Raw genomic sequence first — 18,640 nt, 5'->3', positions numbered from 1 at the left:
AAATGCGTATCACCCAGGGCTGCTTCTCGTTCCTGCCCGACCTCACGGACGAACAGATCACCGCGCAGGTGGAATACTGCCTGCGCAGGGGCTGGGCCATCGGCATCGAATATACCGACGACCCCCATCCCCGGAACACCTATTGGGAAATGTGGGGCAACCCGATGTTCGACCTGAAGGATGCCAAGGGCGTGACGATGGAACTCGACGATTGCCGCAAGGCCTATCCGCAGCACTACATCCGGCTCAACGCCTTCGATTCCTCCCGCGGCCTGGAAACGGTGACCATGTCCTTCATTGTCAACCGTCCAGAGAACGAGCCGGAACTGTCGATGACGCGGACCGATGTGCGCAGCCGGTCGCAGAACTACTCGTGGGCGACAGCGCGCTGATCGAACCGAAAGCATGAGAGGGAGGAAGGACAATGGGCATGCCAGAGAAGATCCCGGAGGAAGAAAGTCCTCCTGAAACCGTCGACCTCATGGAGGAATACCGCACCTCCGGGGTGAGCGACATTCTCGACGAGCTGGACCGACAGCTCGTCGGCCTGAAACCGGTGAAGCAGCGCATCCGCGAAACCGCGGCGCTGCTGCTGGTGGAGCGGGCACGCCGCGCCATGGGGCTTTCCCACGAGCCTCCCTCCCTGCACATGAGCTTCACCGGCAATCCCGGCACCGGCAAGACCACGGTGGCGTTGCGCATGGCCGACCTGCTTCACCGGCTGGGCTATATCCGCAAGGGTCATCTGGTCTCGGTGACCCGCGACGATCTGGTGGGCCAGTATATTGGCCACACCGCGCCCAAGACCAAGGAGATCCTGAAGAAGGCCATGGGCGGCGTGCTCTTCATCGACGAGGCCTACTATCTCTACCGCCCCGACAACGAGCGCGACTACGGCCAGGAGGCAATCGAGATCCTGCTGCAGGTCATGGAAAACAACCGCGACGACCTCGTGGTGATCCTTGCCGGCTATTCCGACCGGATGGACCGCTTCTTCGAGAGCAATCCCGGTTTCCGCTCCCGCATCGCCCACCACATCGACTTCCCGGATTATGACGATGGCGAACTGCTCTCCATCGCCGAAAGCATGCTGGACCGGCAGGGCTATCATCTCGACCGGGGGGCGGTGACGGTGATGGCCGATTACATCGCCCGCCGCCGCGGCCAGCCGCATTTCGCCAATGCTCGTTCCATCCGCAACGCGCTCGACCGGGCGCGGCTGCGACAGGCCAACCGGCTGTTCGAGGAGACGAAAGGCCCTGTTAATGCCGAGCAGCTCTCCACCATCATCGACCGCGACATCGCCGCCAGCCGTGTCTTCACCATGCAAAGCCATCCCCGGGAGGTATCGCCATGATAACCGAGATGACACCCAAGACGACATCCGACATCATCATTGCGCCGTCGGTGCTGTCGGCCGATTTCTCCCGCTTGGGGGAAGAGGTCGAGGCCGTCTGCCGCGCCGGGGCCGACTGGATCCATCTCGACGTGATGGACGGTCATTTCGTGCCGAACATCACCTTCGGTCCTCCGGTCATCAAGGCGATCAGGAACCGCACCGACAAGGTTTTCGACTGTCACCTGATGATCGAGCCGGCCGATCCTTATCTCGCGGCCTTCGCGGAAGCCGGCTGTGATTACATCACCGTCCATGCCGAGGCCTGCACCCATCTCGACCGTTCGCTTCAGGCCATCCGCGATCTCGGCTGCAAGGCCGGCGTTTCGCTCAATCCCTCGACGCCGGAAAGCGTCATCGAATATTCACTTGATCGCGTCGACCTCGTGCTGATGATGACCGTGAACCCCGGCTTGGGCGGCCAGGCCTTCATTCCTTCGGTGGTGGAAAAGGTCCGGCGGGTGAAGTCGATGATCGGCAAGAGGCCGATCATGATCGAAATCGACGGCGGCGTTACGCCACAGACGGCACCGCTGGTCGTGTCCGCAGGAGCCGATATACTCGTTGCAGGTTCGGCGATCTTCAAGGGCGGCGAACAGGCCTACGCGGACAACATTTCCGCATTGCGCAAGGCATCGGAAAGGGTTCGCGAAGCCGCCTGAAACCAGCAAAAGGGGGAAGACAATGGCAGCGAAAGCACCGATTTGCGATTTCGGCTGGAAAGCCGCGGATGCCCGCCTCATCGGAACCGAGGGACGGGCCTTTTCGATCCATGATCTCGCCGGCCCGAGCGGGCTCGTGGTCGCCTTCATCTGCAATCACTGCCCCTATGTGAAGGCCGTGATCGACAGGATCGTCGAGGATGCGCTCGAACTCGAAAAACACGGTATCGGCTTCGTGGTGATCAACTCCAACGATGCCAGCGCCTATCCCGACGACTCCTTCGAAAACATGAAGCGTTTCGCCGACGAGCACCTGATTCCCTTCCCCTATCTGCATGACGAGGATCAGGCGGTGGCCCGCACTTACGGCGCCGTCTGCACACCCGATTTCTTCGGCTTCAACAGCGGACTGGAACTGCAATATCGCGGCCGTCTCGATGCGTCACGCAAGGAAAAGGAGGCCGGCGACCTGCGCCGCGACCTCCTCGCAGCCATGATCCAGATTGCCCGGACCGGACAGGGACCCGCCGTGCAGCAGCCCTCCATTGGCTGCTCGATCAAGTGGAAAGCCGGCAGCCCGGCAGACGACTGGTCTTCGGTGACGGTTCATTCCTGAGATCGACATACAACAGGATACCGAAATCCAGAACGCCCTGCTTCCTTCCGGACGCACGGCGTTTTGACTCATTGTATCCGGATATCGACCTGGGAACGTAATTTGCGGCATGAAAGCCGATACGGGCCGCCACCGACATTTCACGACAAAGCCTCCCAAGCCCCGCCCGTCCTCTGCAAAATATGCAAAGGTGCGGGCGGTTGCGGGAGGAGGCTGGCTTGGCCTCGCTGGCACGGGATGCTGGAAGATGCGGGCGGCTCTCGCCGAAACGTTCCCCCATCTTCCCTGGACATGACCATATCGGGATCGAGGCCAGGCGGCCTTGCGCTATCCCGGTTTATGCGGCCAGTGCACCCGACTGCTTGGCAATATGTGTGGCGATGGCATCCATCAGCGCCGGTGAAAGCGCATCATAGGGCGGTAGGCCCAGTTCGTTCAGACGCGCCCGGATCTCGGGCATCAGGTCCGGGCTGACCCCGCTTTCGATGACCGAAGAAACAAAAGCCGCGAATTCCGGCGGCGACCAGCCGGTCTCGTCGCTGAGTTCCGTATGGACGAAGTCGAGCCCGTAGAAGGGATGCTTGGTGTTTTCGATGCGGCCATACATGTGGGTGCCGCAATCCTTGCAGGCGTGGCGCTGAATCGTGGCACCGGAATCGACGACGTAGAGCTTTTCCTCACCCGAGGTTACCTTGACCTTGTCGCGCGACACGACGGCGATCTGGGCAAAGATGGCACCCTTCGGCTTCCAGCATTTGGTGCAACCGCAGGCGTGGTTGTGCGCCGTCTGTGAGCCGATCGATACGGTCACGGGATTGCTTGCACACTTGCACTTCAAGGTGCCGCCGGAAAAGCCGGCCTTTGCTGGCGGCCAGCCATTGTCGATGGACGGATGCAGCTTGATCATGGGGTCCTCCTCCTCGGGTTTTGACGCCTCCAGCGTCACCATTTCAAGGACAGGATCGGGGCAAAAAGGTCTCGCGACAATATAGCGGAAAGTGTCGGTTTTTCGCGCGCGAGGGTCTCGCAAGGCGGGCCGACGGGGTCTCAGCGCCCGCGGGAACGCAGCATGGCGCGGGCGGGATCGTAGCCCCAGAGCGCCGCCAGCATGAACACTACAAAACAGCCGACGACCCAGGCGAGAGCTTCCAGATTGAGTTCGCCGTAAAGGGCGAAGCGGATGAGCTCGACGGCATGGGTGAAGGGATTGTAGGCGCAGATATCACGCAGCAATGGAGAGCTTTCCGCCATTTTCCAGAGCGGATAGAGCGCCGAGGATAGGAAGAACATCGGAAAGATCACGAAGTTCATGACGCCGGCGAAATTCTCGAGCTGCCGGATGGTCGACGAGATCAGCAGGCCGAAAGCCCCGAGCATCAGGCCGCTCAGAAGCAGGGCCGGCAGCACCGCGATATAACCGAGGGGCGGCAGCTCGATGCCGGTCAACGCAGCGATACCCAGAAAAACCATGACCTGCAGGATGGAGACGATAACGCCCGCGAGCAGCTTGGAAAACAGCAGCCACCAGCGCGGCAGCGGCGATGTCAGGAGAAGCCGCATCGACCCCATTTCCTGATCGTAGACCAGAGACAGTGACGACTGCATGCCATTGAAAAGCTGGATCATGCCGCAAAGCCCCGGCACGATATAAACCTCGTAGGTGATATAGGTCTGGTATGGCGGGATGATTGAAACGCCGAGAGCGGCGCGAAAACCGGCAGCAAAGACCAGCAGCCAGACGAGAGGCCGCACCAGCGCCGCAAGAAACCGCCCGCGCTGGCGGATGAAACGCAGGTTTTCGCGGGTGACGATGGCAAGAAGCGCGGTCAGCCAGGGTTTCATGCGGTTGCCTCGCTGCCCTCGGCGGTCATGGCAAGGAAAGCCTTCGCCAGCCCCTGCCCGCCCGCAAGATCGGAGGCTGAACCGTCGCTCAGCACCTTTCCCCGATGCAGCACCACGACCTGATCCGACAGGTCGATCTCGTCCACCAGATGCGTCGCCCAGAGCACGGCAAGGCCGCCTTCCGCCAACCGATGCACATGATCCGTGATCGCCTGCCGTGACGCGGCATCGAGGCCGACCGTCGGCTCATCGAGCAGGAGAATGTCCGGACGATGCACCAGCGCGCGGGCGATCTCCATGCGCCGGCGATGGCCACCATTGAGCGCCCTCACCTGCTCGTCAGCGCGCTCGGCCATGCCGAGCTGTGCCAGGGAACGCTCGATGGCATCCGCAGCCTCCCGCCCCGAGAGACCATGCAGGCCGGCGAAATAGCGCATGTTCCGCCGGACCGTCATGTCGAGGTCGAGCGTCGGCTGCTGGAAAACGACGCCGATTCGAGCGAGCGCGGATCGCGGCGAGCGGGCGATGTCGAACCCGGCGACACCGATCGTCCCCTCGTCCGCCACGATCAGCCGCGTCAGCAGCGCAAACAACGTGGACTTGCCGGCGCCGTTCGGGCCGAGCAAGGCGCAGAAGCGCCCGGGCGTCACGGCGAAGCTGACATCATCCAGCGCCCTGCGTTCGCCGTAGCGATAGCTGACATGGCGGATATCCAGCCCCTTCATCGCACCGTCCCTCGCTTGGAAACCGCATCACCGCCGCGATCCGTGATCGTCGTCGGGTGACCGGCCAGCCGCAGCCGGCGACCGGCGAGGCGGTCAGCCTCCTGTTCCGAATGGGTCACCAGAATGACGGCCGGTCGCGTCTCGGCAACCAGCGCTTCGGTGAGTTCCAGCATCTCTTCCGCGGTCTCGCGATCGAGCGAGACATAGGGTTCGTCCATCACCAGCAGTTCCGGCCTTCCGGCAAAGGCCCGCGCCAGAGCGAGCCGCCGCTGCTGGCCAAGCGACAGCTGCCCGGGAAACAGCCCCGCCTTGTCGGCAATACCGATGCGATGAAGCGCCGAAAGCGCTGCTTCATCGCCAAGCCCCGGATGCACGATCGTCAGGTTCTGCAGGACGCTTCGCCACGGCAGAAGCACCGGCTCCTGAAACACCATGGCGATGTTGGCCGGGCGCTCCACCGCCCCTTCGAAGACCGGATCGATGCCGGCGATCAGACGGAGAAGCGTCGACTTGCCGATACCCGACGATCCCAGAATGGCGACGGTTTCCCCGGTTGCCATTTCGAAGCGGATATCCTTCAGGATGACATTGTCTCCGAAGGCCTTGCGGCGGATATCGACCGTGATCATGCCGTCCTCCAGCGCCGCGCCCGACGTTCCACCGGCTGCAACAGCAGGGCTTCGACCACGAGCATCACGGCAATGAACGTCAACGCATAGACCAGCACCATGGTGACGTCGAAAAGCTGGAAATAGAAATGGATCTGGAAACCGATGCCGCTGGAACGGCCCAGGAACTCGACGACCAGCACGATCTTCCAGATCACCGCGATGCCGGAACGCGCAGCGCCTGCGAGAAAAGGCGCAAGCTGCGGCAGCACGACATGGCGCAACCTGGCCAGACCCTTCATGCGGTAGACCTTCGCCATGGCGTCGAGATCGGGATCGAGCGCCCGCGCGCCCTCGCGCACCAACGTAGCGACGTTCGGGATCTTGTTGAGCACCACCGCCAGGATCGCCGCCGTTTCGTTAAGGCCGATCCACAGATAGCAAAGCACGATCAGCACCAGCGCCGGCAGGTTGAGAAACACCACCAGCCAGGGATCGAGCCAGCGGTCGATGGCCGGAAAGCGCCCCATCAGGAAGCCGATGGCCGCCCCGATCAGCATGGCCGGAACGAAGGCGCAGACGACCCGAAACAGCGTCATCCCGAGGTGATAGGGCAGCGCTCCCGAGCCGACGGCACGAACGAACGGTCCGAGCAGTATCCACGGCTGCGGCAGCACGGTCGCGTCGGCGGTCAGCCCTGCGGCAACGATCCAGACGAGCAGGATCAGGCCGAGCGAAACGGAACGGACCAACACCGGATTTCGAAGGGCATCATTCAAGGCGGAGGAATACTCCTTCCGGCAAGGAGGTGGCCTTGCCGACAAGTTCCTCGCCGCCGAGTTCGGCCATGATCTTCAGGAACCTGTCGGCCGCCGCCTCATCGATGGGCTTGCCGCTTGGAATGCCGGCGCGATAGCCATCACGAAGCGCCGAGAATTCCTTGTCATCGGCGGCATTCATCTGGCCACGCAACGCCTCCCAGGCGGCATCGTCCGTGCGCAGCAGCTCCTTGGCGGCAAGCGAAGCCTTGTAGAGCCCCTGCGCGATCTCGGGATGAGAGGCGACATAGTCGCCCTTCAACACATAGCCGAGAAGCGGTGTATCGGGATCGAGCCCGAGTTCTGTTGCGGCGTCGGCAACGGTTACCAGATCATGCATGCCCTTCGCCTTCATCTTGGCGAGGAAATGCCAGAAGTTGACGGCAGCAGCGGTTTCACCAGAAAGCGCGGACTTGAAGATCAGCGGCGGCGCCGCGAACACCTGTTCCGTGCCTCCCGCCAGATCCATGTCGTATTTCTTTTTCGCGTAGGCACGAAGGATCAGCCAGCTCTTGTCAAGCGGCCCGCCGGCAATACCGATCTTCAGTCCCGCAAGATCCGGCAGGGCCTTGACCGGGCTGTCGTCCTTGACGACCAGCCCGCCGACCGCGCGCGAACAGGGAATGAACACATAATCCTTGCCCGCCGCCCGCTGATAGGCGACCCAGATCCAGTCGGCCACCATAGTATCGGCCTCGCCGCCTTCGAAGGCGACGCGGGTCGCGCCGTTATCGGCATAATCCTGCACGGCCATCTCGAAACCGTTCTTCCGGTCGAAGCCATTGGCCTTGATCGTGGTGATTTCCCAGTTGACCGTGCCGGACGCCAGCATGGCGGCGCGCAGCTTCGGCAGCTCCTCGGCAATCGCCTGCGTGAAACCGACCGCCAGCAGACAGCCAGCCAGAACTCCCGACAGAATTCCCGTAGTTATTTTCATCATTCCCGACCTCCCCGGAACCGCCGTCTCCCGCCGACCCGGTCACCGTCGCGTTCTTACACGATTCTCCGGCCCGGCAGGAAACGCACGCAAACGCTATTCCTTGCGCTTGTCGGTAACCACCAGATCTGCGTTCAGCTTCATGTCGTACTGGCCATCGGCGCAGAACACGTCATCCAGTTCGAACCCGCCGTCATCCGCCTCGATATTGGCCGGATCGACCTCGCATTGCATCGTCTTCAACATGTCGAGGATTGCCGTCTGCTTGTCGGCCGGCACTTCCTCGGCAACGGCGCTGAGCGGCATGGCGAAAACGGCGGAGAGAAAGGCGATCGTCATCAAATGTTTTGTCATGTCCCTGGTCCTCCTGAACAGAATTATTGAATGGCAATCTTGATCTTCTGGCTGTCGCTCGCGGTATTCGGGATCCGAACCTCGTAGCTGCCGGGCTTGATGGCGATGAACGAAAGGGTCGCGAGACCGGCCTTGTCGAATTCGAGGCTGTCGATCGCCATCGGCCGCACCTCGATGCCGTTGATGACGATCTCGTTCATCCAGATCGCCCGAAAGAATTCCGGCCCCGAGATCGCCAGTTCGGCCGAACCGTCCGCCGTGATCTTCAGCTCGTAATAGGCGCCCGATTGCAGTTTCACCTCGCCCGCGCCGAGCGGCTTGCCCGATGCGAGCGTCAGCTCGATCGGCTCTCCGCGATTGCATTTGGCGAGCAGCCCGGCAAAGCCGAGCTTATCACAAAGCGGTGCGGCAAAGGCCGTCGAACTCATCAACATTCCCGTCGCCGGGACTGTCAGTAATGCGGCGAGTGCCGCGATTAGTGCCTTATGCATATTCAAAATCCTCCCAATGAAATTGCCTGCCAAAAATCAGTCCGGCGCCACCACCACGCCCCATGGCTGTTCGCCGACCGGCACCGAACGAATGACCTTCTCCGCCTTCACGTCGATGATGCTGACGTCGTTGGAATTGCCGTTGGTGACGACGAGAAAATCCTCCTTGGGGGTGAAGGCCATCTGCCAGACCCGCTGCCCTACCAGCAGATAATCGAGCACTTCATCCGTCGACGCATCGACAACCGCAACCCGGTTCGCCGGACCGAGCGCCACGAACACGCGCGAGCCGTTGCGGGTCGCCTTGATGCCGACGGGCTGCAGCCATTCATGCAGGACGCCCGCAACCTCGAAGGTGATCTTCTTGTCGACCTTCGGCTCACCCTCGCCACCGAGATTAATGACGGCAACGGTGCCGCCGATCTCGGCGCTGACATAGAGCTTCTTTCCGTCGGCGGTGAATTCAGCGTAGCGCGGCCGCTGATCGACCAGCACGTTGTGCACGATCTCGTAGGTCGAGGTGTCGATGAAATGCGCCATGTTGGTGGTTTCGGACGTGTTGATCAGCGTCTTCGCATCGGGGCTGATAGCCACCCCTTCCGGCTCGACACCCACAGGGATTTCGGCGAGCACCTGATGCGTCTTGGTGTCCACCACGGTCACCAGATTGTCGTCCTCGTTGGCGATATAGAGCGGATTGCCGGACGGATGCAGCGCGAAGAGCTCCGGATCGGGTCCGGACGGCAGCGTATGCAATTCCTTGTAGGTCTCCGGATCGAACACCCTGACGGTATCGTCATCCGACGCGCAGACATAGAGTTCCTTGCCATCGGGGCTGATGGTGATGCCACGCGGGCGATTTCCCGCCGGAAACTCGGCGATCTTTTCCCAGGTCGTGCTGTCGAGCACCGTGACGCTGTTGCCACGCTCATTGGTGACGAACACCTTGTTGGCGAGCGCCGGCCCGCTCATCATGAGCACAAGGGGCAGGATCACGAAGGCGGGTTTCAGCATGTTTATCCTCCAAAAGCGTGGCAGGCGGTTTCGGGCGCGTCGATCCCCAGCGTATCGAGCGGGGAGAATTGGTGCAGGTAACCGTCCTGCGGCGAGACGGAGACGGTGATGCGCCCGTCGCCAAGCAGGATCGGCTGGCGCATCTGGCCGTTCCATGTGCGGAATGTCAGTTTTTGCCCCTTGAAGGCGGCAAGATCGAAATCCTTCGAAAGCGCATAATCGCGGATCGACTTCGCATCCGCCTTGCCGGAGCGCGTGACTGCTTCCCCGACAACCCGCATGGCAAGCCAGGCCTGATAGTCCTCCTCACGCATGCTGCGGCCGGCGAGCTTTTCGAAACGGCGCTGGAATTGGGTAGCACCCCATGACTCGTGTGCCGGATGCCAGGAAAGCGGCATCAGCCCGGCCGAGCCGGCAACAGGCCTCGGATCCCAGGAATGATAGGGCAGATAGGCCGCGAAAACGTCCGTCTCGTCGGCGGCGACGGTGACGTCGTGTTCCTTGGCATCCTGGGTAAAGACCGGGATCTGTCGCTGGACCTGCACATGGCCGGTATCGGTTCGCCGCGCACCGCCGGTATCGACGAACTCGCGCTCCTCGACGATCTTTGCGCCGAACTTCGCTGCCGACTTTCGATAGCTGTCGGCAAGCAGCTTGTCCTCGGGATGAGAGCCGTAGATCAGCAGAATCCGCGCCCATTTCTTCCACATCAGGAACTGCACGACGCTGTCGGTCAGCATCGAACGGCTGGGCGAGACATGCAGGACATTCGCCCTGCACTCGGCATCGCGCAGCGCATCGTCGCGCGCTCCGGCATTCAGGATCAATGTGTCGGGGCCGGCGTGATCCGCGAGCTGCTTCAGCATCTCGCCATCGGAAATCACCGCAATGAGGCCGATACCTTCGGCCTTGAGAGCATTCAGTGCAGCAAGGGCATCCGCCGGCGCAACCGTCTTCGTGGTCAACTTGTAATCCGTGCCGGTGAAGGCGCCGGTGGTGCGATTGTCCTCGTTGCCGAGGTTGGCGCCGGCAAGCCCCAGATCCGCAGGCGGCACATCGAGCCGCGAAATCGGCGGCGGCATGGGCTTATCGACGCGAAGCAAGGCAACCTTCACCTCCAGCGCCCACGAAGTAGGTGCTGAAAAAAGCGCAAAACAAAGGGTGGCAAGCGTAAGCTGCGGCTTAGACATTGTCGGAATGACCTCCCAATCTTCCTGACTGTCCTGAAGGTGAGGATAACAGTCAGGGTTGTGTAGCGAAACCGATACTTATGGATCGTGGTGTCGCAATTTCGCTATGCTACGCTCATCCGCATGCTGCGCATCCTGTTATCGCTCATCCTGATCCTGATGCCCGCGCTTGCCCTGTCGAACCTGGACAAGCCGCTCAAAGCCAATGCGAAAATCGCCTTTCTCGGGATGACCTTCATCGATACGTCCACCGAAGGCGCTTATAACGGCGAGCGCCCCGACCAGACCGCCCGCACCCGTCTTCTCGAGGAGACGACGCGAAAACGATTTGCAAAAATGGGTTTCATCGTCCTCGACAACGGCCCGATTGCGGAAGAGCTTGCCAATACCGTCAACCCCGCCGATTGCTATGGCTGCGAACTGCGCATGGCCGAACGCCTCGACGCCGATTACGTTCTGGTGGGAGAAGTGCAGAAGGTCTCCAACCTGATCCTCTCCATGAACCTCGTTTTGCGGGACGTGAAAACCGGCGAGGCGCTGCGGGCGCTCGCCGTCGACATCAGGTCCAACACCGATGTGAGCTGGCTGCGCGGGCTCGACTACATCCTGAAAAACCATTTCTTTAAATCCTGAGGAGGAAGCATGACCTATATCCGTAACCTGATACTGACGTTTCTGTTGCTCATTCCGGGTATCGCCCTTGCGCACGGACCGACCCGTCAGAAACTCACCCTTGCGGTCGACGTGGCCGCCACGCCCGATGCTGTATGGGCCGTGATCGGCAATTTCCAGGACATGAGCTGGCATCCCGCGATTTTCTCCACCAAGGGCGAAGGCGGCAATGCGATCGACGCCACCCGCGTTCTGACGCTGGAAAAGGAAGGCGGCCCAACCATCTCGGAAGTGCTCTATAAATACGATGCGGCCAAGATGTCCTATTCCTACCGGATCAACGAGGTGGATGTCGCGGTTCTTCCCGTCACCAACTACTCCTCCCACCTCACCGTGACGCCGACCGCAACCGGCGGCTCGCATATCGAATGGCGCGGCGCATTCTACCGCGGCTATCCGAACAACGATCCGCCGGAGAACCTCAACGACGCAGCAGCGATTGCTGCCGTCACCGCCGTTTACAAGGCAGGGCTCGATGCGCTGGAAAAGAAGTTCGGCAAATAACCTCGCGCTGACACTGGTTCTGGCTGCGGCGTTTCTGGCGCCGCAGCCGGTTCAGGCCGATTATGCCTATGTGACGAACCAATCCTCCAGCGATCTGAGCATCATCGATCTCAGCCGTGGAATCGAGGTCGAACGTCTCACTGTGCCCGGCCAGCCAGCCGGCGTGGCCGTCTCTCAGGGACTGAAATCCGTCTTTACTGTAAGCCCGGAGAGCAAGACCGTGCGCCGCTACGGCCTGATGCCTCAGGCACCGAAAGCCGAACTCCATCTCGAGGGCGGCCCGATGGGAATAGCCGTCGATGACAGACGCCAGCGTGTCTTCGTCTCCGACTGGTATAATGCCCGCGTTTGGGTTCTCGCCTCGGACACCCTCGAACTCAGGACCACGCTCAGGACCGGAAGCGCACCGGCTGGCCTTGCCCTTTCGCCGGACGGAAAGTGGCTGGCCACGGCGGACCGGGATGCCAACCAGGTCTCCATCTTCGCTGCGGATACGCTCGAACTTCATCGCCGCATCATGGTCGGTGAGCGCCCCTTTGGCATAACATTCTCGCCGGATGGGAGGCTTTTTACCGCCGATGTCGGCAGCAACACGGTAACCGTGGTCGATCCGGAAGACGGCAAGGTTCTCGGCAAGGTCAAAACGCGGGAACGGCCCTATGGTGTCGCCTTTGCCGGGAAGCACGGCTTTGTTACCAACCAGTATGACGATAGCGTCAACGTCTTCGATGCAACGACCTATGCCCCCGTCACAGTCATATCCGTTGGAGAATATCCTGAGGGCATCGACACGACGGCTGACGGAAGGTTCGTCGTCGTTGCCAATTGGGCATCCAACACCGTGTCACTGATCGACACTGAAAAGCTTGAGGTGGCAGGAGAAATCGCTACCGGCGACGGTCCGCGGGCCTTCGGCAAGTTTCTCGCGGATGGCCCAGATCATCAACAGAGCGCTAAAGGGGCAGAAAACTGATCAAGAGCCGCCGGGCTCCGGCGTCAACTGCTCCGTGGGATAACCGGCAGCCGCCCAGCCCTCGCTGCCTTCAGGATACCAGTAGACCTTGCCGTAACCGAGTTCCAGCGCACGTCTGGCAGCGTTCCACGACATCCAGCAATCCGGCAGGCAGAAGAACAACAGGGGATGATTTTTGTCACCACCCGTTGCCTTCTCAAGCCCCTTGCGGAAATAGTCCAGCGTCACATCGGCAAGCTTGCCGTAGCCGGTGTTCGGAAGCCAGAGCGCATCCTTGACCGAGATCCGCGGCTTTTCCTTCCAGATCGTGCCTTCCGGCAGATCCTTCGGCTTGGGCGGACGGGGCAGGACATCGATGAACGCGGCTTCGCCGCTCTCCCACAGTCGGTGCGCCTGTCCCGTCGAAACAACGGTGGCGCCGGCGAGCGTCGCCGGTACCGGCGCGCGGTATTCGTCCTGCCGGTAGTCCTGCGGTTCCTCGACGACCGCCTTCGGCGCGGAAGACTGGTCGGCCAGCACCGGAGCGGCAAGCCCGACAGCGAACAGGAGCGGCAGGACAACCATGCTTGCGGTCATTTCTTCGCCTCCAGCGGTCCCGTGCCCATGTCGTTCAAGAGCGGCACGCCGGCATCGGTCAAAATGGCATTGATCTTGTCCTGGTTCCGACGGATCAGCGAATTGAGCTTGCGCTCCCAGACCTTCTCGCCCTGCCGCACGCCCATGGTGATGCGGTAGAAGAGCTTCGGCGGCGTAGTCTCCGAGAGAAGCGGGATCACCTTGAAATCCGGATAACCCTGCTTGACCATGGGACCGCCGATGGGACCCCAGAGGATGGCGGCGTCGATCGTTCCGGCCTTCAGATCGGAGAGCATTTCCCCGGCCGGATTTTCATAGCGTCGGTCGACCATCAGGTCGTAACCCTTGGCTTTTGCAATCAAGCCGTAATGCGTCATCTGTGTCGCCGGCGGACTGCCCGCAACGACTCCTATCCGCTTGTCCTTCAGAGCAGGGTCGCCGATCACCGAGACCGAAGCAAGCGGGCTTTCCGCCGGCACGATCAGCACATAGCCGGAGGTGTAGTAGTGATTGGTATTGAGCACCAGTTCATCGCCTTGGGCATAGCCGATGACAACATCGCATTTGTTGGCCTGCAACGTCTTGCGGATGAAGCCGGTCGCCATGGGGAACCATGTGTATTCCAGCGGCATCTTCAATTCCGTAGCAAAAAGTTCGGCGATCTTGTTTTCGAAGCCTCCCCCGGCGCGATCCGACATGGGCAGATTTGCCGGATCGGCACAGACGCGAAACGCCGTCTTCGACACCAGATCGGACGTCTGGGCGAAGACCGGCGTCGGGCCTATCGTTGCAAGCCCGAGGGCGAACAGTACTGCCGAGAACCTAGTGGCCAAGGCAGTCTGCTTCCGCTTGACGGATCGCATCGGATTTGTCCTCTCTCTTGCCCGGCCGGCCGCGCGGCAGCGCATCCGTACCTCGGGCCTTCAGGTAGACATAGATATCGTCGAGATAACACATGACGTTGACGTTATCGCCGAAGGCCGGCATCACCGAGTTGTGGGATGCATCCACCTTCTTGCGGCCATTGGTGACCACATCGACAAAAGCGTAATAGTCCATGTTGACGGCGGAATTCTTCAGCGCCGGGGCGTAGGAAGAGCCCTCGCCTTCCGGCCCGTGACAGACATGGCATTCCGAATGGTAGCGCCGGAAACCGGAATAGGTCAGCCAGTCGATCGTGCCGTCGGGCGCAATCTTGTAGGTCGGCACGCCGTCTGCCGTGTAGTAGCGGCCGTCCTCGCTGGTGACGGCGGTAATGTTGTCGACCTTCTTTTCGGCATCCTGCGACAGAACGGATCCGGCAAGCAGCGATGCAGCGAAGGCGATCGGCAAGACTTTAGCAAAACTGTTCATCTTGTGTCCTTGTGAGCCTTGAGAGCAAACTGGCGCGGGGTTTCTCCCGCGCCAGTTCCCTGGACGATTGCCGCCGTCAGTTCGGCAGCGAGAACACGGTAAGCGTGCCGCCAAGCGCGGTATAATCGCTGAGCGCCGCGTAACCACCGACCGCACCGAGACCTTCGTTCGGGTTTGTCAGGCCGGCTGCGAGACCGATACCGGCCCAGCCGCCGACGCCCGAAAGCACGGCCACATATTGCTTGCCACCGTGGCTATAAGTCATGACGTTGCCGATGACCCCGGACGGTGTCTTGAAGCGATAGAGTTCCTTGCCCGTGTCGGCGTCGACTGCCTTCAGATAGCCTTCCAGCGTACCGTAGAAGACGACATTGCCTGCGGTGGCGAGAGCGCCGGACCAGACCGAGAACTTCTCGGGCAGAGACCACTTGATCTTGCCTTCCTTGTTGTCCCAGGCAATGAAGTTGCCCATGCCGCCATGGCTGCCCGGAGCCGGATACATCGACAGCGTCGCACCTACATAGGGCTGGCCGGCGGTGTAGCTGACGCGGAACGGTTCATAGTCCATGCACACATGGTTGGTCGGCACGTAGAACAGTTCGGTTTTCGGCGAATAGGCTGCCGGCTGCTGGTCCTTGGTGCCGAGAGCGGCGGGGCAGATGCCGGTCGAGTTTGTGTCTTCGCCGTTCTGTTCGGTCGAGTACTGAGCCACGACCTGCGGACGACCATACTGTTCGGACTTCGGGTCCATCACGACCTCGGTCGCCCAGTTGACGGCGGGATCGTATTTCTTGGCCACCAGCAATTCGCCCGAGAGACGGTCCAGCGTGTAGCCGAAGCCGTTACGGTCGAAATGGGTGAGCAGCTTGCGGTCCTTGCCGTCGAACTTTTGCTCGGTCAGGATCATCTCGTTGACGCCATCATAGTCCCATTCGTCATGGGGCGTCATCTGGTAGACCCATTTCGTCATGCCGGTATCGACATCACGGGCGAAGATGGTCATCGACCAGCGGTTGTCACCCGGACGCTGGCTGGGGTTCCAGGTCGAGGGGTTGCCCGAGCCGTAATAGATCAGGTTTTCCTCTGGATCGTAGGAATACCAACCCCAGGTAGTGCCGCCGCCGATCTTCCACTGATCGCCTTCCCATGTCGTCAGGCCAGAGTCCTTACCGACCGGCTTGCCGAGATGGGTGGTTTTCTCCGGGTCGATCAGCGTATCGCTGTCGGGACCCATTGAGTAGCCGCGCCACAAGAGCTTGCCATCGGCCATAGAATAGGCCGTGACGGAGCCGCGAACACCGAACTCACCACCGGAAATGCCGACGATGACCTTGTCCTTCACCGGCAACACGGTCGCGGTATTGGTCTCGCCCTTCTTCGGATCGCCGTTCTTGACGCTCCAGATCACCTTGCCGGTCTTCGCGTCGAGCGCGACAACGGTGGTGTCCGCCTGATGCAGGAAGATCTTGCCGTCCGCATAGGCGACGCCGCGGTTGACGGTATCGCAGCACATCACCGGAATGACGTCCGGATCCTGCTTCGGCTCGTATCTCCAGACGATCTGCCCTTCCTTGTCGAGGTCGAGCGCAAAGACCGTGTTGGGGAACGGTGCATGCACATACATCATGTTGCCGACGACCAGCGGCGAGCCCTCATGGCCGCGCAGGACGCCCGTCGAGAAGGTCCAGGAGACCTGCATCTTTCCGACGTTTTCCTTGTTGATCTGATCGAGCTTCGAATAACGCTGGTTGGCGTAGTCGCCCGTCTGAAGGACCCACTGATTGGGGTCGTCTATCTTCTTCTGCAAATCCGAATTGGCGAAGGCGACCTGCGAGCAGCCTAACGCGAACACGGCGAGCACTGTGAGCAATCTCTTCATGCTATCCTCCCGTTGGATATCACCGATCAGGGTTCCTCCACCCTCTTCGCGCCGGGAAAACCCCTCGGGTCTCCTCAATCCCGGCATCGGCCTGCGAAGTGCCTCATGACCTCTCGCGCCCGCCTCCGCAGGCACTCCGGTCCATGCTCAAAACTGTTCCTCCGGCTCCTTTCTATTGGTTGAACGTCGATAGATATGCGATCAGATCGGCCCGCTCCTGATCCTTGCGGATACCCGCGAAGGCCATCTTGGTTCCGGGCAGAAACGCCTTCGGATTGGTGAGAAATTCCGAAATCTTTTCAGGCGCCCAGACCAGCCCTTCACCCGCAGCCTTGGTCATCACAGAAGAATAGGAGTACTCGGCGATGCTGCCCGCCGGGCGCCCGACGACGCCGGTCAGCAGCGGTCCCGTTTTGCTGACGGCGCCGGGGCCAATCGCATGGCATGCCTGACACTTGCGGAAGACCTTTTCTCCCGCGCCCACGTCGCCGGTCAGTCCTTCCATGGCGGAAACCGGTACGGCAAGACTCGTTGCAAGCGTTCCCATCAATGCAAAAATCAAAGTCTGTCGTGAAATCATGCCTGTCCTCTCCCTCAGGCGGCCTTCAGCCGCTCTGCGTGCCAACGCACATGGTCTTCGGCGAAACTCGCCACGAAATAGTAGCTGTGGTCGTATCCTGCCTGCATGCGCAACACGCCTGGCTGGCGCTTCTCCGCCATCAGCCGAGCCATTGCCTCGGGTCGAAGCTGCTCGAGGAACTGGTCGGACGAACCCTGATCGATCAGGATATCCCCGTTCCAGCCGAGATCGGCCAGCAACAGGCAAGCGTCGTGCTTCGTCCAATGCGCCTCGTCGTCGCCGAGATAGGCGGAAAACTGCTTGCGTCCCCAGTCCGAGCGCGTCGGATTGACGATCGGCGCGAAGGCCGAAAGCGACCGGAATTTCTCCGGGTTGCGAAACGCGATCGTCAGCGCGCCATGGCCGCCCATCGAGTGGCCGGTGATGCCATGGACACCGTTGAGCGGCAGCTCTTTCTGCAGCAGAGCCGGCAGTTCGGAAACGACGTAGTCGTACATCCGGAAATGCCGCGACCATGGTTTCTGCGTCGCATTCACGTAAAATCCAGCGCCCTGCCCCAGGTCATAGGCCTGATCGTCCGCCACACCTTCGCCGCGCGGCGAAGTATCGGGGAACACAACGGCAATATCGTGTTCCGCCGCATACTTCTGCAGGCCCGCCTTGATCATGGCGTTCTCATGGGTGCAGGTCAGCCCCGAGAGATACCAGAGCAGCGGCACCGGACGAACCCGTGCCGCAGGCGGCAGGTAGATGCCGAATGTCATTTCCGCAGCGCAGACTTCCGACTTGTGTCGGTAAACCGACTGTGTTCCTCCGAAACTCTGGCTTTGCGACACGAGTTCCATCAGGCACCTCAATAGACGACGACGCCGCGGATGGATTCACCCTTGTGCATGAGTTCGAAGCCATGGTTGATGTCTTCGAGCGGCATGGTGTGGGTGATCATCGGGTCGATCTGGATCTTGCCTTCCATGTACCAGTCGACGATCTTCGGCACGTCGGTGCGACCGCGCGCGCCGCCGAAGGCCGTGCCCATCCAGTTGCGGCCGGTGACCAGCTGGAACGGACGCGTCGAGATTTCCTGGCCCGCGCCCGCGACCCCGATGATCACAGACTTGCCCCAGCCGCGATGCGAGGCTTCCAGCGCCTGACGCATCACCTTCGTGTTGCCGGTGCAGTCGAAGGTGTAGTCCGCGCCGCCGATCAGGTCGCCGTTGCGCTTGGTCATGTTGACCAGATAGGGCACGATATCGTCGCCGACTTCCTTCGGATTGACGAAATGCGTCATGCCGAACTTCTCGCCCCATGCCTTGCGGTCCGGGTTGATGTCTACGCCGATGATCATGTCCGCGCCGGCCAAACGCAGGCCCTGCAGAACGTTCAGACCGATGCCGCCGAGACCGAAGACGATCGCCGTCGAGCCGATCTCGACCTTGGCGGTGTTGATCAC

General features: G+C 61.1%; 24 protein-coding genes. 7 read left to right on the top strand and 17 right to left on the bottom strand.

From position 1 onward, the window contains the following. Positions 1 to 2: 2 nt before the first annotated feature. From H4I99_RS07030 to H4I99_RS07015, 4 genes are read left to right on the top strand one after another with little or no spacing between them, the layout of a single operon-like run. Positions 3 to 392, top strand: coding sequence for a ribulose bisphosphate carboxylase small subunit (locus H4I99_RS07030; RefSeq protein ID WP_163901331.1), 390 nt, complete (start codon positions 3 to 5; stop codon positions 390 to 392). 38 nt (positions 393 to 430) lie between these two features. Beyond that, entirely contained in the window at positions 431 to 1,357 is a 927-nt protein-coding gene (cbbX, locus tag H4I99_RS07025; RefSeq protein ID WP_244624968.1) for a CbbX protein, read from the top strand. Next, on the top strand, positions 1,354 to 2,058 hold the full coding sequence (gene rpe / locus H4I99_RS07020; protein ID WP_425314366.1) for a ribulose-phosphate 3-epimerase: 705 nt from the start codon (positions 1,354 to 1,356) through the stop codon (positions 2,056 to 2,058). Before cbbX ends, rpe begins: the two co-directional genes overlap by 4 nt. Before the next feature lie 22 nt (positions 2,059 to 2,080). Next, on the top strand, positions 2,081 to 2,674 hold the full coding sequence (locus tag H4I99_RS07015; RefSeq protein ID WP_163901335.1) for a thioredoxin family protein: 594 nt from the start codon (positions 2,081 to 2,083) through the stop codon (positions 2,672 to 2,674). 337 nt (positions 2,675 to 3,011) lie between these two features. On the opposite strand, the gene gfa is transcribed toward H4I99_RS07015, so the two are convergent. The 10 genes from gfa to pedA1 form a co-directional block, all read right to left on the bottom strand. Further along, positions 3,012 to 3,581, bottom strand: a complete 570-nt coding sequence (gene gfa, locus H4I99_RS07010; protein WP_163901337.1) for an S-(hydroxymethyl)glutathione synthase — start codon at positions 3,579 to 3,581, stop codon at positions 3,012 to 3,014. A 140-nt stretch (positions 3,582 to 3,721) separates the two neighbouring features. Then, positions 3,722 to 4,516 (bottom strand): lanthanide ABC transporter permease protein PedC, encoded by a 795-nt coding sequence (gene pedC, locus H4I99_RS07005; protein WP_163901340.1) that lies wholly within the window; start codon positions 4,514 to 4,516, stop codon positions 3,722 to 3,724. After that, positions 4,513 to 5,241: a lanthanide ABC transporter ATP-binding protein PedB/LutE gene (gene pedB / locus H4I99_RS07000; protein ID WP_163901342.1), complete on the bottom strand. Its 729-nt coding sequence runs from the start codon at positions 5,239 to 5,241 to the stop codon at positions 4,513 to 4,515. The genes pedC and pedB overlap by 4 nt, the downstream gene beginning before the upstream one ends. Further along, on the bottom strand, positions 5,238 to 5,870 hold the full coding sequence (locus tag H4I99_RS06995) for an ABC transporter ATP-binding protein (protein WP_163901344.1): 633 nt from the start codon (positions 5,868 to 5,870) through the stop codon (positions 5,238 to 5,240). The genes pedB and H4I99_RS06995 overlap by 4 nt, the downstream gene beginning before the upstream one ends. Next, positions 5,867 to 6,628 (bottom strand): ABC transporter permease, encoded by a 762-nt coding sequence (locus H4I99_RS06990; protein WP_163901346.1) that lies wholly within the window; start codon positions 6,626 to 6,628, stop codon positions 5,867 to 5,869. The genes H4I99_RS06995 and H4I99_RS06990 overlap by 4 nt, the downstream gene beginning before the upstream one ends. After that, the gene (locus H4I99_RS06985; protein ID WP_163905863.1) at positions 6,621 to 7,604 is read right to left on the bottom strand and encodes an ABC transporter substrate-binding protein; all 984 of its coding nucleotides are present in this window, start codon (positions 7,602 to 7,604) and stop codon (positions 6,621 to 6,623) included. Before H4I99_RS06985 ends, H4I99_RS06990 begins: the two co-directional genes overlap by 8 nt. 96 nt (positions 7,605 to 7,700) lie before the next feature. Further along, entirely contained in the window at positions 7,701 to 7,958 is a 258-nt protein-coding gene (locus H4I99_RS06980) for a hypothetical protein (RefSeq protein WP_244624966.1), read from the bottom strand. A 23-nt stretch (positions 7,959 to 7,981) separates the two neighbouring features. Continuing rightward, the gene (locus tag H4I99_RS06975) at positions 7,982 to 8,449 is read right to left on the bottom strand and encodes a cupredoxin domain-containing protein (protein ID WP_163901348.1); all 468 of its coding nucleotides are present in this window, start codon (positions 8,447 to 8,449) and stop codon (positions 7,982 to 7,984) included. Between the two features lie 36 nt (positions 8,450 to 8,485). Further along, entirely contained in the window at positions 8,486 to 9,463 is a 978-nt protein-coding gene (locus H4I99_RS06970) for a YVTN family beta-propeller repeat protein (RefSeq protein ID WP_163901350.1), read from the bottom strand. 2 nt (positions 9,464 to 9,465) lie between these two features. Further along, positions 9,466 to 10,653, bottom strand: a complete 1,188-nt coding sequence (pedA1, locus tag H4I99_RS06965; RefSeq protein WP_163901352.1) for a lanthanide ABC transporter ABC transporter substrate-binding protein PedA1 — start codon at positions 10,651 to 10,653, stop codon at positions 9,466 to 9,468. 123 nt (positions 10,654 to 10,776) lie between these two features. Here pedA1 and H4I99_RS06960 point away from each other — a divergent pair, with 123 nt between their 5' ends. The 3 genes from H4I99_RS06960 to H4I99_RS06950 are packed head-to-tail and all read left to right on the top strand — an operon-like array spanning position 10,777 to position 12,802. Further along, on the top strand, positions 10,777 to 11,286 hold the full coding sequence (locus tag H4I99_RS06960) for a DUF3280 domain-containing protein (protein ID WP_163905867.1): 510 nt from the start codon (positions 10,777 to 10,779) through the stop codon (positions 11,284 to 11,286). A 9-nt stretch (positions 11,287 to 11,295) separates the two neighbouring features. Beyond that, positions 11,296 to 11,829: an SRPBCC family protein gene (locus H4I99_RS06955; RefSeq protein ID WP_163901354.1), complete on the top strand. Its 534-nt coding sequence runs from the start codon at positions 11,296 to 11,298 to the stop codon at positions 11,827 to 11,829. Further along, a complete protein-coding gene (locus H4I99_RS06950; protein ID WP_163901356.1) occupies positions 11,801 to 12,802 on the top strand; it encodes a YncE family protein in 1,002 nt (333 codons plus the stop codon). The genes H4I99_RS06955 and H4I99_RS06950 overlap by 29 nt, the downstream gene beginning before the upstream one ends. Here the strand turns inward: H4I99_RS06950 and H4I99_RS06945 are convergent, their stop codons facing one another. The 7 genes from H4I99_RS06945 to H4I99_RS06915 form a co-directional block, all read right to left on the bottom strand. Continuing rightward, the gene (locus H4I99_RS06945; RefSeq protein WP_163901358.1) at positions 12,803 to 13,378 is read right to left on the bottom strand and encodes a PQQ-dependent catabolism-associated CXXCW motif protein; all 576 of its coding nucleotides are present in this window, start codon (positions 13,376 to 13,378) and stop codon (positions 12,803 to 12,805) included. Beyond that, the gene (locus tag H4I99_RS06940) at positions 13,375 to 14,241 is read right to left on the bottom strand and encodes a substrate-binding domain-containing protein (protein ID WP_163901360.1); all 867 of its coding nucleotides are present in this window, start codon (positions 14,239 to 14,241) and stop codon (positions 13,375 to 13,377) included. Before H4I99_RS06940 ends, H4I99_RS06945 begins: the two co-directional genes overlap by 4 nt. Beyond that, a complete protein-coding gene (locus H4I99_RS06935; RefSeq protein ID WP_163901362.1) occupies positions 14,201 to 14,731 on the bottom strand; it encodes a c-type cytochrome, methanol metabolism-related in 531 nt (176 codons plus the stop codon). The genes H4I99_RS06940 and H4I99_RS06935 overlap by 41 nt, the downstream gene beginning before the upstream one ends. A 76-nt stretch (positions 14,732 to 14,807) precedes the next feature. Then, complete coding sequence (gene xoxF5 / locus H4I99_RS06930; RefSeq protein ID WP_163901364.1) at positions 14,808 to 16,610, bottom strand: lanthanide-dependent methanol dehydrogenase XoxF5; 1,803 nt, start codon at positions 16,608 to 16,610, stop codon at positions 14,808 to 14,810. 172 nt (positions 16,611 to 16,782) lie between these two features. Then, positions 16,783 to 17,208: a c-type cytochrome gene (locus H4I99_RS06925; protein WP_425314372.1), complete on the bottom strand. Its 426-nt coding sequence runs from the start codon at positions 17,206 to 17,208 to the stop codon at positions 16,783 to 16,785. After that, positions 17,205 to 18,035 carry an S-formylglutathione hydrolase gene (gene fghA / locus H4I99_RS06920; protein ID WP_163901366.1) on the bottom strand — a complete coding sequence of 277 codons (831 nt, stop codon included), beginning with the start codon at positions 18,033 to 18,035 and terminating at the stop codon, positions 17,205 to 17,207. Before fghA ends, H4I99_RS06925 begins: the two co-directional genes overlap by 4 nt. Positions 18,036 to 18,043: 8 nt before the next feature. Further along, positions 18,044 to 18,640, bottom strand: a 597-nt coding sequence (locus tag H4I99_RS06915) for a zinc-binding dehydrogenase (protein ID WP_186663221.1), incomplete at its 5' end; no start/stop codon positions are given.

The organism is Paenirhizobium daejeonense, assembly GCF_014280875.1.
Taxonomy (GTDB): domain Bacteria; phylum Pseudomonadota; class Alphaproteobacteria; order Rhizobiales; family Rhizobiaceae; genus Allorhizobium; species Allorhizobium daejeonense.
Note: the sequence above shows the minus strand (reverse complement) of the source record. Positions and strands in the feature narration are given on the sequence as shown.

Excerpts from the sequence above, each read along its gene's own strand:
- H4I99_RS07030 (WP_163901331.1), top strand. The coding sequence starts at position 3 with ATGCGTATCACCCAGGGCTGCTTCTCGTTCCTGCCCGACCTCACGGAC.
- cbbX (WP_244624968.1), top strand. The coding sequence starts at position 431 with ATGCCAGAGAAGATCCCGGAGGAAGAAAGTCCTCCTGAAACCGTCGAC.
- rpe (WP_425314366.1), top strand. The coding sequence starts at position 1,354 with ATGATAACCGAGATGACACCCAAGACGACATCCGACATCATCATTGCG.
- H4I99_RS07015 (WP_163901335.1), top strand. The coding sequence starts at position 2,081 with ATGGCAGCGAAAGCACCGATTTGCGATTTCGGCTGGAAAGCCGCGGAT.
- gfa (WP_163901337.1), bottom strand. The coding sequence starts at position 3,581 with ATGATCAAGCTGCATCCGTCCATCGACAATGGCTGGCCGCCAGCAAAG.
- pedC (WP_163901340.1), bottom strand. The coding sequence starts at position 4,516 with ATGAAACCCTGGCTGACCGCGCTTCTTGCCATCGTCACCCGCGAAAAC.
- pedB (WP_163901342.1), bottom strand. The coding sequence starts at position 5,241 with ATGAAGGGGCTGGATATCCGCCATGTCAGCTATCGCTACGGCGAACGC.
- H4I99_RS06995 (WP_163901344.1), bottom strand. The coding sequence starts at position 5,870 with ATGATCACGGTCGATATCCGCCGCAAGGCCTTCGGAGACAATGTCATC.
- H4I99_RS06985 (WP_163905863.1), bottom strand. The coding sequence starts at position 7,604 with ATGAAAATAACTACGGGAATTCTGTCGGGAGTTCTGGCTGGCTGTCTG.
- H4I99_RS06980 (WP_244624966.1), bottom strand. The coding sequence starts at position 7,958 with ATGACAAAACATTTGATGACGATCGCCTTTCTCTCCGCCGTTTTCGCC.
- H4I99_RS06975 (WP_163901348.1), bottom strand. The coding sequence starts at position 8,449 with ATGCATAAGGCACTAATCGCGGCACTCGCCGCATTACTGACAGTCCCG.
- H4I99_RS06970 (WP_163901350.1), bottom strand. The coding sequence starts at position 9,463 with ATGCTGAAACCCGCCTTCGTGATCCTGCCCCTTGTGCTCATGATGAGC.
- pedA1 (WP_163901352.1), bottom strand. The coding sequence starts at position 10,653 with ATGTCTAAGCCGCAGCTTACGCTTGCCACCCTTTGTTTTGCGCTTTTT.
- H4I99_RS06960 (WP_163905867.1), top strand. The coding sequence starts at position 10,777 with ATGCTGCGCATCCTGTTATCGCTCATCCTGATCCTGATGCCCGCGCTT.
- H4I99_RS06955 (WP_163901354.1), top strand. The coding sequence starts at position 11,296 with ATGACCTATATCCGTAACCTGATACTGACGTTTCTGTTGCTCATTCCG.
- H4I99_RS06950 (WP_163901356.1), top strand. The coding sequence starts at position 11,801 with ATGCGCTGGAAAAGAAGTTCGGCAAATAACCTCGCGCTGACACTGGTT.
- H4I99_RS06945 (WP_163901358.1), bottom strand. The coding sequence starts at position 13,378 with ATGACCGCAAGCATGGTTGTCCTGCCGCTCCTGTTCGCTGTCGGGCTT.
- H4I99_RS06940 (WP_163901360.1), bottom strand. The coding sequence starts at position 14,241 with ATGCGATCCGTCAAGCGGAAGCAGACTGCCTTGGCCACTAGGTTCTCG.
- H4I99_RS06935 (WP_163901362.1), bottom strand. The coding sequence starts at position 14,731 with ATGAACAGTTTTGCTAAAGTCTTGCCGATCGCCTTCGCTGCATCGCTG.
- xoxF5 (WP_163901364.1), bottom strand. The coding sequence starts at position 16,610 with ATGAAGAGATTGCTCACAGTGCTCGCCGTGTTCGCGTTAGGCTGCTCG.
- fghA (WP_163901366.1), bottom strand. The coding sequence starts at position 18,035 with ATGGAACTCGTGTCGCAAAGCCAGAGTTTCGGAGGAACACAGTCGGTT.